General features: G+C 42.7%; 12 protein-coding genes. 9 read left to right on the top strand and 3 right to left on the bottom strand.

Annotated features, from left to right (window positions below; genetic code table 11):
- Positions 1-46: 46 nt before the first annotated feature.
- Positions 47-925 (top strand): RluA family pseudouridine synthase, encoded by an 879-nt coding sequence (locus JOC37_RS10135; protein WP_204618584.1) that lies wholly within the window; start codon positions 47-49, stop codon positions 923-925.
- A gap of 21 nt (positions 926-946) precedes the next feature.
- A complete protein-coding gene (locus JOC37_RS10130) occupies positions 947-1,525 on the top strand; it encodes a hypothetical protein (RefSeq protein ID WP_204618582.1) in 579 nt (192 codons plus the stop codon).
- Here JOC37_RS10130 and JOC37_RS10125 read toward each other — a convergent pair.
- Positions 1,503-2,777: an ATP-binding protein gene (locus JOC37_RS10125; RefSeq protein WP_204618580.1), complete on the bottom strand. Its 1,275-nt coding sequence runs from the start codon at positions 2,775-2,777 to the stop codon at positions 1,503-1,505. The genes JOC37_RS10130 and JOC37_RS10125 overlap by 23 nt on opposite strands.
- Before the next feature lie 346 nt (positions 2,778-3,123).
- Between JOC37_RS10125 and JOC37_RS10120 the strand changes: the two genes are divergently transcribed.
- The 7 genes from JOC37_RS10120 (at position 3,124) to trpB (ending at position 10,928) form a co-directional block, all read left to right on the top strand.
- A complete protein-coding gene (locus JOC37_RS10120; protein WP_204618578.1) occupies positions 3,124-4,164 on the top strand; it encodes an extracellular solute-binding protein in 1,041 nt (346 codons plus the stop codon).
- Positions 4,165-4,280: 116 nt separating this feature from the next.
- Positions 4,281-5,762, top strand: coding sequence for an ABC transporter permease (locus JOC37_RS10115; protein WP_204618576.1), 1,482 nt, complete (start codon positions 4,281-4,283; stop codon positions 5,760-5,762).
- An 11-nt stretch (positions 5,763-5,773) separates the two neighbouring features.
- Positions 5,774-6,805, top strand: coding sequence for an ABC transporter ATP-binding protein (locus JOC37_RS10110; protein ID WP_204618574.1), 1,032 nt, complete (start codon positions 5,774-5,776; stop codon positions 6,803-6,805).
- 169 nt (positions 6,806-6,974) lie between these two features.
- Positions 6,975-7,550 carry a spore coat associated protein CotJA gene (locus tag JOC37_RS10105; RefSeq protein WP_238480870.1) on the top strand — a complete coding sequence of 192 codons (576 nt, stop codon included), beginning with the start codon at positions 6,975-6,977 and terminating at the stop codon, positions 7,548-7,550.
- A 21-nt stretch (positions 7,551-7,571) separates the two neighbouring features.
- On the top strand, positions 7,572-7,829 hold the full coding sequence (locus JOC37_RS10100) for a spore coat protein CotJB (protein WP_204618572.1): 258 nt from the start codon (positions 7,572-7,574) through the stop codon (positions 7,827-7,829).
- A 14-nt stretch (positions 7,830-7,843) separates the two neighbouring features.
- Positions 7,844-8,416 carry a manganese catalase family protein gene (locus JOC37_RS10095; protein WP_204618570.1) on the top strand — a complete coding sequence of 191 codons (573 nt, stop codon included), beginning with the start codon at positions 7,844-7,846 and terminating at the stop codon, positions 8,414-8,416.
- A gap of 1,336 nt (positions 8,417-9,752) precedes the next feature.
- Positions 9,753-10,928 (top strand): tryptophan synthase subunit beta, encoded by a 1,176-nt coding sequence (gene trpB, locus JOC37_RS10090; RefSeq protein ID WP_204618568.1) that lies wholly within the window; start codon positions 9,753-9,755, stop codon positions 10,926-10,928.
- A gap of 51 nt (positions 10,929-10,979) precedes the next feature.
- Here the strand turns inward: trpB and JOC37_RS10085 are convergent, their stop codons facing one another.
- Positions 10,980-11,843 carry a helix-turn-helix domain-containing protein gene (locus tag JOC37_RS10085; RefSeq protein WP_204618567.1) on the bottom strand — a complete coding sequence of 288 codons (864 nt, stop codon included), beginning with the start codon at positions 11,841-11,843 and terminating at the stop codon, positions 10,980-10,982.
- 30 nt (positions 11,844-11,873) lie between these two features.
- The gene (locus tag JOC37_RS10080; protein WP_204618565.1) at positions 11,874-12,461 is read right to left on the bottom strand and encodes a hypothetical protein; all 588 of its coding nucleotides are present in this window, start codon (positions 12,459-12,461) and stop codon (positions 11,874-11,876) included.
- Positions 12,462-12,752: the final 291 nt, after the last annotated feature.

Raw genomic sequence — 12,752 nt, 5'->3', positions numbered from 1 at the left:
ATGTATTGACAATTATAAGTTATAATTATTTTTCGAGGTGAAAATTTTGAAAATAACCCACAGGGTTACCGAGGATCAATCAGGGTACAGTGCAGAAAAACTGCTGCGCAAAAAACTGGGTTTTTCTCAGACTATGATACGCCGGTTAAAGAGATGCTCCGGTGTATGTTTAAACGGCCGGCCCGTTTACCTGAAACAGCGGCTGAAAGAAGGAGACATATTAAGTATTGACATTCAATTAACCCCAAATACCGGTATCGAACCCCAGCCCATACCCATGGACATTATTTACGAAGACCGGCACCTGCTGGTGGTGAATAAGCCCCCGCATATGCTGGTACACCCGTTAAAGCACGAACCCTACAATACGCTGGCCAATGCAGTGCTGCACCATTACCGTAAAAACAATATTGAAGGAACTTTTCACCCGGTATCACGTTTAGACCGGAACACCTCCGGCCTGGTGGTGATAGCAAAGCATCCTTATGCCGGGTTCCGCCTGTCACAGCAGCTGCACAGCATTGATTTTCAACGGGAGTATTTGGCGGTGGTGCACGGCATGTTAAAGCAGCTGCAGGCTGTAATTGCCCTGCCCATTGCACGCTGCCGGGACAGTAAAATAAAACACACGGTGGACTGCGGTGGAAGAAAAGCGGTAACCCGCTATCAAGTGGAGAAGTATTGTGGGAATAACACGGTGGTAAAGCTGCAGTTAGAAACGGGGCGTACCCACCAAATAAGAGTACATATGAGCCACATTGGACATCCGCTGCTGGGGGACAGCCTTTACGGGGGACTGAATGAGGGGATAAACAGGCAGGCCCTGCACTGTTACCGGGTAAGTTTAACTCACCCGGTAACTGGTGCATTACTTTCATTACAATCGCCACTGCCGCGGGATATACAAAACCTGCTTAATTATTGATGGCTGTGATATAATAAAACCATGACTAAAAAGACTGTGGACTATAAGAAATTATACAACCTTACTGGTGATGTTACCCCGCTGCAGGGTGACTGCGGGAATTTGTGCCGCAGCATATGCTGTCAACCGGACAAAGAAAACACATTGGGGATGTACCTTTTTCCCGGGGAAGAAGTGATGTTTACCGGGAAAGAAGATTGGTTGCGGTGGGAACGGCGTCACCCGGTGGAAGACGAATTCCCACCTTCATGGAGTTACCCGGTGTATTTCGTGCGCTGTACCAAACCCTGCCCCAGGGAAAAAAGGCCGCTCAGCTGCCGTTTATTTCCCCTTGCACCTCACCTGCTGGGAGATGATACCCTGCTGTTGATTTACGAAACACTGCCATTACCCTATTCCTGCCCGCTGATAACAGAGAAAATACCATTAAGAAAGGACTTTATAAAGGCAGTGGCCCAGTGCTGGCAGGAATTATTGAAAGATCAGCGAATTTATGACCTGGTGAAAATGGATTCCAAAGAACGGGAACAGGAAGATCACCGGCCGTATATTGTATGGGAAGGTACGATAAAAAAGATTAAAGCTGTTGATGCTGATTAAGTCGATGAAATTCACTGCCTGTCAAATAATCAATAAACTGCCTTGCCGTCCTGCCTGAACGGCCGCTGTGATTTAGTGCCCATTGCAGTGCCCGCCTGTGCAGTTCTTCTTTTTTAATTCTTAACCCCCGCTGTTTTGCCAATCCTTCCACTATTTCCAAATATTGTTTTTGACCCGGGGCCGAAAAGGTTACCACCAGGCCGAAGCGGTCGGATAGAGAAAGTTTTTCCTGCATGGTGTCTGCTGCGTGTACATCATCCTGCTGACGTTCACTAAAACTTTCTCTAATCAAATGCCGCCGGTTAGAGGTGGCATATATCAGAACATTTTTGGGCCTGGCTTCTACGCCGCCTTCTAGTACGGCCTTTAAAGTTTTGTACTCCACTTCGAAATCCTCAAAGGATAAATCATCAACAAACAAAATAAAATACTGGGCGCGATTACTTAATTTATTAATAATGACCGGGAAATCGGACAGGTATTGTTTGGGTATTTCTATTAGGCGTAAGCCTTTTTCTCCGTATGCATTTGCCAATGCCTTTACAGTGGATGATTTACCGGTACCGCGGTCGCCGTATAATAGAACATTGTTGGCTGTTTTCCCGGATAAAAATGCTTCTGTATTGTCCAGCACCGTTTGTCTTTCACGCTGGTAGCCGATGAGGTCTGTAAGTTTAACCGGGTCGGGGCTGTTTACTCCTACAATGCTGCACCGTTCTCCATCCCAACGTAAAGTATGATAACGGCCGAATATGCCCGCTCCCGCTGCAGAGTAGTAGTCTATTAAAGAGTGAACACAATTTTCCCAGCTTTTGGCTGCAACCAGGGATTGGATTATTTTTTTAGTAAAACTAAAAATTTGTTCTGATTTATTATTTTCAGTAAACATTTCATCCCAAGGTACCGGTGATGCTATATCCAATTGGAACAAGTGATGTAAAATCTGCAGATCATGTTCAGCTGCTCTGTACAGCGATGGGCTGATGTGCCGGCCGAAGGCGGCCTGGCGGGTAAAGGGGTTATCGTGATATAAAATTAAATTTAAAAGATGATTTTGCCAGCCGTTTTTTACAAATAAAAAATTTTTTTCTGCGGCCAGTGTCAGTTTATAATATAACTCTCCATAGGCACTTTCTTTATTGCTGCTGCCGGAATCTAAAAAGTTAAGCATTGCCTGCATAACGCTGTCCTCCAGTAATTGACGAAAGACAGTGAGCTTTTTAACTTCACTGCTCAATCTGCTGCTGTTCATAGTGTCATGTCACTCCCAAAATTATTACTTTCCATATTAGTATTTTCATCATAATATGAACCCCTGCAGGGGTCAATTAGGATGGTTAAGTTATAAGAAGCAGTTCAATGTTTCTTAATTTAAGTGCTGGTTAAATTAATCCGTTCAGTGATATATGCAGGTAAAAAAGTTTATTTTGATATTATTTCCGTTGTTATGGCGGGGTTAATAAGGCTTCTGGCTTTAAAATGCATACCGGTTTATTTGCGAACTAAGCTGCTAAAACGGCATCCCATTGACAATGATAACCGTTATCATTATACTGATAACAGTTATCAATTATATGACAGCTAAGGGGGATGCACAAATGAAAAAAGCAAAGGGTTTAATTTTATTTTTAGTCATGTCTATGCTGCTGCTCATTGCGGTGGGATGCGGTGAACAGCTGCAGGGGAAAACGAAAGAAGCCGGTGAGTTGGTGGTTTACTCGGCCAGGAAAGAAAAGTTTGTTAAGCCATTACTGGATGCCTTTGAGGCTGAAACAGGAATTAAGGTCAAGCTGCTGACCGGTGATGAGGCTTCGGTAAACAAAATTTTAGAAGAGATGAATAACCCGCAGGCAGACATCTTTTTCTCCAATGATACAGGGGCTATGGAATACTTAAGGCTCCAGGGGGCATTAGCGCCAAATGATTCAAAGGCCCTAGAGGTAATTGATGCTAAGTTCAGAGCTGACGACGGCTCGTGGGTGGGATTGTCAGCTCGCTCCCGGGTTTTGATGTATAACAAGGATTTAATTACTGAGGAAGAAATGCCAAAGAGACTGGAAGAGATAGCTGATCCTAAATGGAAGGGACAATTTGCCATTACCCGTGGTGGTAACGGTTCTATGGTGGCTCACGTGGCCGCGCTAAGGGCTGTTTGGGGCGATGAAAAAACCAAAAAATGGTTGTCAGATATTGCAGAGAATGCCGGTGCAATTACAAAAGGACATACCGATATTAGGAAGGCAGTTGGTGCCGGGGAATTTAAGTTTGGTTTAGTAAACAACTATTATTACCACCAGCAGCTGTATGAAGATAAGGATAACAATGTAGGGGTTATATATCCCGATCAGGATGGAATGGGTGTATTTGTTAATGCGGCCGGGGTAGCGTTGATAAAAGGTGGGCCCAATATGGATAATGCTAAGAAATTTATTGATTTCCTTTTGCAGCCGGAACAAATGAAAGTGTTTGCTTATAACAGTAAAGAAGTGCCTTTACACCCGGATGTTGAAGCAATACCGGAGGCCAAGAAAATTAATGAATATAAAATAATGGATATGCCGCTGAAGGAAATTGGACCTGTTTGGAACGACGCTAAACAACTAATTGAAGAATCGGGTTTGGCCCTTGAAATTAAATAATACAGAGAAAGGAGCGGCAGGAAGGCCCAAAAACATTGGGCCTTCCTGCATCTGACATGATTGGAAAAAAGGCTGCACCAATGTTGTACCTGGGCACTTCAGTCATAGGGGCGGCAATGTTTATACCCATCCTATATGTAATTGTTAGGGCCGCCCAGAGTGGCATTGAGCGCTGGATGAGGCTGTTAGATACCAGGGTGCCGGAATTGTTGTGGAGTACTTTGACTATGACATTGACAGTAACCCTTATGGCCGGCATTATTGGGGTGGTTTTGGCCTGGTTGGTAAACCGGACCGATCTGCCTGGCAGAAGGTTTTGGAGTTGGGTTTTGGCTTTACCGCTGGTTATTCCGCCCTATGTGGGAGCAATCAGTTACATAATTATATTTGGCCCCAGGGGGTTACTGCATGACTGGTTGGGAAACCCGCTGTTCGATTTATTTACCTTTGGTCCCACAGCATTTGTTTTAACTGGATTTACCTACCCGTATGTGTATTTAATTGTCAGTGCTGCCCTAAAAAGAATGAATACAAATTTTGAAGAAGCAGCTCGCTGCTGCGGTCTGAACGCTGGAAAAACTTTTTTAAAAGTAATTCTGCCTGCTTTACGACCTGCCATTGGTGCCGGAAGCATTTTAGTGGCACTGTATATATTGTCTGATTTTGGTGCAGTGGCAATGATGCGTTATCCCACTTTTACCGCAGCTATTTACTTTCAAATGGGAAGTTTTGATCGTTCCGGGGCAGCTATCTTAAGTTTTATATTAATAGCCATAACGCTGGTGTTTCTCTGGTTGGAAAGTAAATCAAGAGAAAAAATGAAATTTTACCAAACGGAGAGAAATTATCGTACCGGCAAAATATATGGTTTGGGCAGGTGGAAATGGCCTGCTTTGGTTTTGGTCAATTTAGCAGTTTTTAGTTTTGTAGTACTGCCTTTGGGGGTAATTGCATACTGGGGTTGGATAGGAATTGCCAAAGGAGTACTGGATGTTCAATTCTTCCGGTATATGTGGAATAGTTTTTCCATATCCGCACTGGCAGCGGTAATTTGCATGCTGCTTTCACTGCCATTAATTTATTTGAAATCCAGATATCCATCCCGGTTAAGTTTAATAGTGGATAAAATAAGCTATGCCGGTTATGCTTTGCCCGGCGTTATTGTAGCCCTAGGGGTGGTATTTGTTTACATAAAATATATACCTTTTCTTTATGGGACGGCGGCTATGTTAATTACTGCGTATATTTTGCGTTTTTTACCCCAGGCCATGCAGGCCGGGGATTCGGCAATGAGTCTTATATCTCCCCGGTTGGATGAAGCAGCGCTAAGCCTGGGCAAACGGCCCTGGCAGGTAATTATTCAGGTGATAATACCTTTAGTAAAACCGGGGGTATTGGCCGGCGGGGCTTTGGTATTTGTCAGTTCAATTAAAGAACTGCCGGCTACTCTTTTGTTAAGGCCGGCGGGATTGGATACTTTGGCGGTACGAATTTGGATTGAGGCCAGCGAGGGTTTTTATGAACTGGCAGCCCCCAGTGCGCTGCTGATACTGCTGGTGTCTATCCTGCCGCTGCGGTGGGTATTGAGTAAATATTAGGTGGTGTGATAATGAGTGTAATAAAGATGGATAATGTTACAAAACGATATAACGGCAGCCCAAAGCCCGCGGTAAAATACTTTAGCGTTATGGTGGAAAAAGGTGAAATTTTAGCCTTGTTGGGGCCCAGTGGGTGTGGTAAAACTACTACTCTGCGCTTAATTGCCGGGTTTGAGACACTGGATGAAGGTGCAATTTATATCAACGGTAAGGTTGTGTCTTCTAAGGATGTTTACATTCCAGTGGAGAAAAGGGGCATAGGAATGGTTTTTCAGGATTATGCTCTGTTTCCTCATTTAACGGTTGGTGAGAATATAATTTTTGGTTTAAAGCAGGGCAAACAAAAGCGTAAAGAAAGATTGCAGCAGCTTCTTGAACTGGTAAATTTAGAGGGTTATGAAAACCGTTTTCCCCACCAGTTATCCGGGGGGCAGCAGCAGAGGGTTGCACTGGCCAGGGCGCTGGCAAGGGACCCGGTTGTGTTATTGATGGATGAACCCTTTAGCAATCTGGATGCCGAACTTAGGTATGAAATGAGAGAAGAGATAAAGCAGATAGTAAAATCTACCGGGGTTACCACTGTTTTAGTTACCCACGATCAGCAGGATGCACTGTCTGTGGCAGATAAGATGGTGATTATGAACCAGGGAGTTATTGAACAGTATGGTACTCCTTATGAAATCTATCATAACCCCATAAGCAAATTTGTGGCTGGATTTTTAGTTAAGTCTAACTTACTGCCGGCAAAAGTGCAGAATAATATTCTGGAAACGCCCTTAGGTAAATTCCCGTTACCGGGGGAATGTAAAGCCCAACATGGCTGGCTGTCTATTGGCAGGGACCAGATAATTATTGAAGAGCAGGGTAAATTTAATGCTCAAGTGGCTGCCTGTAATTTTGCAGGACAATATACCGAAGTACGACTAAAAGTTGACGGTTTAAGCGGGGAATTGATTTGCTATCAAAGTGCTTCGGTTCCACTATACGTTAATCAATGGGTAAGATTTAGTGTTAAAAGTTATCAATATATTGCCGGTGGTTAAACATTGACATTTTCTATTTTCGAATCCTCAATTTGAGGATTTTTTTATTGGTGGACTTTTTAAAGGGGCTGTTTGGGCTTAACTATTTTGTTGAAAGAGAATATTTGCTGCATGTGGCAAATGATGGCATTGGTTCATAGTATATAAAAAAGTCGAAGGAGGTTGCATTATGAAGATTATCTTCAAACCCGGACCAAACGGGGATAAAGAAGAGCATTTTAAAAAGCCTAAAGCAGCCCCGGAACCCCCCGCAGCAGAACCGGTACAGCTTGAACCGGTGAAAGAAGAACAAGCTGAAAAAATGACAGAAACGGATCAAGAAATAAAGTCAAATGACGAGCAGATGAATACAGAACCACAGGAAGCAAAAGAACAATGTTACCCTGGCTGCCCAGAATATCCAGATTACCCGGATCATTGCCCGGGATGTCCTGATTACCCTGAGCACCCCGGCTGCCCGGAATATCCTGACTACCCTGATTACCCGGATGACCCCTGCCAGGGCCCCGGTTATAAGTGTGCGCCTTACCCCTATCCCGGTTACTACTATCCATTGCAGTGCCTGGGTTATGCGCACATTCCCTGGCAGGTATACGGGCGCACCTATTCACCGTGTGAAGCACAGAAAAAGGGAACGCTTTTCCCAGAACTGTACAGTCCTTATTACCCCGACAGAAAACCTCCGGTGGTACCTATACCGTACTGTAATAAAAGACCGCCAATGCTGCGTAAAAAGCAGCGCTAAATAAGGAGGGAATGCTGCGTTATGCATATGAGATGTAAGGAACTGCTCAGCGAACTTATGGAGTGGAGTTTTGTTCAGTTAGAATTAGGGCTTTATTTAGATACCCATCCGGAAGATCTTGAGGCTTATAATGACTATATAAATGCTTGTGATAAAGTTAATCATTTAAAACGGGAATATGAAGCATACTGTGGAGCGCTAAGTGTCTGCGGTTATACCCCGGTACAGTACCCCTGGGGATGGATTGAAACGCCCTGGCCATGGGAAATTGAATACTAGGAGGGACTTACCCTATGTGGATATATGAGAAAAAACTACAATACCCCATCCGGGTAAGTAAACCCGATGTGAAAATGGCTAAATATTTACTTACCCAATATGGCGGGCCGGACGGTGAACTGTCTGCCGCCTTGCGCTATATGAACCAGCGCTACAGCATGCCGACAAAAAAAGCTAAAGGGCTGCTTACCGACATTGGGACCGAAGAACTGGCTCACCTGGAAATGATTGCTACCATGATATATAAACTGCTTAAAGATGTACCACTGGAAGTTTTAAAACGGGAAGGCTTAGGTGGGCACTATGCAGTGCACAACAGTGCTTTATTTTACGTGGATCCCAACGGGGTACCTTGGACCGCTACCTATATTCAGGCCCAGGGGGACCCGGTGTCCGATTTAACTGAAGATATGGCAGCGGAACAAAAAGCCCGCCAGGCCTACGAACAGCTAATTCAACTTACCGACGACCCGCTGTTAAAAGATGGTTTGAGATTTTTGAGAGAGAGAGAAGTGGTGCACTTCCAGCGCTTTGGCGAAGCATTGAACGATGTACAGGGATTTTTGAACAGTAAAAAATATTACTAATTTAATGCAAAAATCTATTTTAAAACGCAAAAAATTTTCCGTCGACCTGCAATAGCGAGAAAAACTTCCGGGGGCGACGGAAAATTTTATTATTTTTTACTGGTGTGGGAAGGTATTTGGCCAATTATTCAAGAATTTGCTGTATAAAAGGCATATTTTCAGAATTTTTGGCTAAAGAAACGCCCTGAAATGGCCGAATTTTAACAATTAATAAAGAAAAAATGGGTTTGTAGTCATTTTTTTGTTAAAGAAGGTGACTTTAAATGAAAGGGAAATATCTAAAATGTAAATTGGGAAGGTGATGTTTTTTAATGGAATTATTTAATATTTCGCTTTTATGGCAATTATTTAATATTCTCACGATTATTTTACTGATATTCCTTTTATACAGCATATATCGGAAAGTAATAAATGGACTAAAACTTCGACGCAAGCGAGAAGAAGCGATAATAGATAAATTGGATGAACTAATTAATTTAAATAAGAAAATATTTGAACAGTTATCTAAAGATAAATCTTAGAATATAGTGGTGCGCTTCCGGTGTTTTTCCCCAAGAAAGGAAGGATTTGGTTTTTAAATGAATTTTATTTTAGATAACCCAAGTAAATATTTATACTTGCTCACCTTTTTATATTTTATTTTTACTCCTCATTTTTACGGCATGAACAACGAAAAAAAGAATATATTTTTCAATATATTAAGCAAAACACAGCTAATATCTATATTTTTTTTATTAATAATATCATCAATAAATATCAGCAATAATTTTAATTTGGTTGATGTATCTTATTTGTATTTTATAATAACTGTAAATATAGTGATTGCTTTAGCTGTTTTTTACTTCCGGTTAGATAACTTTATAGATAATATATTTAAAAGATACATTGGAAAAAATTTATTCATAAAGTAATGGTTGTTCTTTATATGATAATATTGTTTACATATTTATTTTTCCCTAAATTCAATTTTATAACAAAATATACACCTACTATAATTATAATATTATTTTCATTAAATCTTCTTAGTATAAAATATATAGATAAAAAATAAATGTAATTAATTAGGAAGGTTATTTAAAGGGTTCACTTCGCCGACTGAAAACGCAGACTGAAATTTGTGAAAGAAGAGCGTTAAAAAAGCAGCGGCCAAAACTTAACCCGGCAGGTTTATGGTTGGAACTGGAAGTTTAGGTTGTTTAATCCAGACTGCAGGATCATTAGGGTTTTATTTGTTTTGGTAAATTAATTAACTATTGTCAATTTCCTTTGCTGATGTTATAATGACGACAATCTACTCTAGCTGAGGTTAGAATTAGAAAGGCAAGGAGGAGAAGAGATGAGCAGCTTAAAAGGTTTTTATGGTGATTTTGGGGGTTCCTATGTCCCTGAAGAACTGGGTAGCGTACTGGGTGATCTGGAGGCGGCGTTTCTCCGCTTTAAAGATGACCCAGATTTTATTGCCGAGCTTAACTATTATTTTAAGGAGTATGTAGGGCGGCCCAGTCCCTTATACTTTGCAGAGCGGTTAACTAAAAAACTGGGTGGTGCCAAAATATATCTCAAAAGAGAAGACCTCAACCACACCGGCTCGCATAAAATTAATAATGTGATGGGCCAGGTGCTGCTGGCCAGAAAAATGGGCGCTAAAAGAGTGATTGCTGAAACCGGAGCCGGGCAGCATGGTGTAGCCACGGCTACGGGCTGTGCCATGTTTAATATGGAATGTGTTATATACATGGGTGAAGAAGATACCAAGCGCCAGGCTCTCAATGTGTTCCGCATGGAACTGCTGGGGGCTAAAGTGGTTTCGGTAACCACGGGCACCCGTACTTTAAAGGATGCGGTGGATGCAGCACTGGAGGATTTAGTGGCCAATGCCGACCATACCTATTACATGCTGGGTTCTGCTGTGGGACCGCACCCTTATCCGGCGATTGTAAGGCATTTTCAATCGGTGATTGGTAACGAGGTTAAAACTCAGATATTAGAAAAGGAAAATCGCCTGCCGGACTACCTGGTGGCCTGTGTGGGCGGCGGCAGTAATGCCATTGGTTTGTTTCATCCCTTTGTTGAAGATAAAGAAGTTAAAATTATTGGTGTTGAACCGGGGGGGCAGGGGTTAGAAACGGGCAGGCATGCTGCGCCCTTGTGTGCCGGTAAACCGGGAATACTGCACGGCTTTAAATGCTATGTAATGCAGGATGAAAATGGCGAACCACTGCCTACCCATTCCATTGCCGCCGGCTTGGATTATCCCGGGGTGGGACCGGAGCACAGTTACCTCAAGGCCACCGGCAGGGCAGATTATGTGGCTATTAATGACGATGAGGCGCTGGAAGCATTTAAAGAATTATCTCGTACAGAAGGTATAATTCCGGCATTGGAAAGTGCCCATGCGGTGGCCCAAGCAATTAAAATGGCACCGGGTTTACCCAGGGATCAGATTATTGTTGTAAACGTATCCGGTCGTGGTGACAAAGATGTTGATCAGGTATTTCACATGTTAAAATAAATAACATTAGCCCTACCAGCACGGTAGGGCTAATGTTATTTATAATGAACTTTATGTGTTTATAAAAGACCTATCATTGATATAATTTAAGAACTTCTCCAGTTCCTCAACCACTTCGTTTAGGGGTATGGCTTTAGCTTCCGGTTCTAAAACCGGTCTGCCAAAGGTAGTGCCCATTTCGTAACGAGAGGCTTTAAACTTTATAGGTATGTCCTGGTTTTTAAACCATTTTCTAGCTACGGTATAGGGGGTGTGAAAACAAAAACGATGTTCGGCATACTCCAGCACAAACTCATATAAACTGTAAAAGTGATCGTCTTTGGTACACCGGGAACATCCCCCGGTGGCGCGGGCATAATCACCATAGCTTAACCGCTGTCTACGAGCTTTCTTTTTACAAGCGGGACATAACTGCACTCTTTGACCGCCTTGGACATAATAAACTTTTAAGCCATCATCTGCATTATAATTTTCAACAAAACACTTTAGTACCTGTTCTTTTAAATCATATAAATAATTAATACCAGCTTTGGCGTAATGATTTAAATGAAACAGGTAGTATGAAGCCCGCATTAAGCGGCCGATTCGTTCCGGAGCCAGGTCCAGTGATGCTAAAAATTCATCCTTTTGAGACTTGATGCTTTGAACAGAATACCTTCTGTTGGCTCGTAATGCTGCTGCCTGTTTGGCCCCTACCTGGGCATTTTCTTCTGAGTACCAGCGTCTTAAAATACGGGGCATTTCAGGCAGCAGTTTTTTCACCAGCGCCGGTTTAAATAGATGCATTTTACCGTGTTTCATTTGAGCTATTTCTTCCACTTCCAGGTAACCTTCGCTGGTTAGCCTGCGCAATTTACTGGGGGTGATTCCAAGGGTTTTGCACACCTCGGCAGTGGTCAGCAGCTGCTGTGACATTATACCGCCCCCTTATAGCTCTTTTTTAATTTATTTCAGTGCTGCTATCTTCGCTTTAGCCTGCTGAAGTGCCCCTTCAAAGCGCTGGTTAAGGCTGCTCATAACCTTCCTCAATTCATTTTGGAATTCCGGTTGATTTTCTAAATTAATTTCAACTGCTCCGCCATATTGGGCTTCCAACTGCTGTTTGGCAGCCATAAATTGCTGGTGGAGTTGGGCACGAACTGTGGCTTTAGCTTGTTCCGCCGCCTGTTGATAATAATTAAAAAGGTATTCTAACTCGCCGATAATATGGTTTAACCCTTCTAGATCTTCCTTGATGTAAGTAAAACCTGCTAATGCTTTTTTACTTAATTGTTTTGCGTTTTCATTTTCCGGTAATGTAATATTTTTAAGCAGTGTTTCTTCTATACCCTGTTTAACGTAGGAACGGATATCATCCGGAACTTGTGCCAGCTCAGCAGCGAGGTCTGTATTTTTAATCAAGAAGCTGCCGGCCAGGCTGTTTCCCCGGGGTTTATACTCCATCAGTTTTAATTCTTCTGTTGATACTTGGCGAAATTTTTCTGAGCGTTCCAGTGCCTTTTCCAGTGCCGTTTTAATTTTTCCTTCAGACATATAACAGCCTGGTTTCTAAAACCTATCAAAAGCTACAAAAGTTAAGCAATGATAGAGTTTTTCACCCGTTCCGACTAAAACGGGCGGCAGCGTCACAGGCTTCAACTGCTAGGTCATACCCTTTCGGATATGCAAAGGGTGGGCCATTCCAAAGAATGTCCCGCCGTTGAACGCGAGGTTCAGCCGTACTACCCTAAGAGAGGTGTTACCTCTACCTGAAATAGTTTTCCGTCTCTGCGCCCGACTTTCACTGCGTGTCTTTGCGACACTTCATCGACGAAAAATCTAAAA

Source organism: Desulforadius tongensis, from assembly GCF_016907915.1.
GTDB lineage: Bacteria > Bacillota > Desulfotomaculia > Desulfotomaculales > Desulfohalotomaculaceae > Desulforadius > Desulforadius tongensis.
Note: the sequence above shows the minus strand (reverse complement) of the source record. Positions and strands in the feature narration are given on the sequence as shown.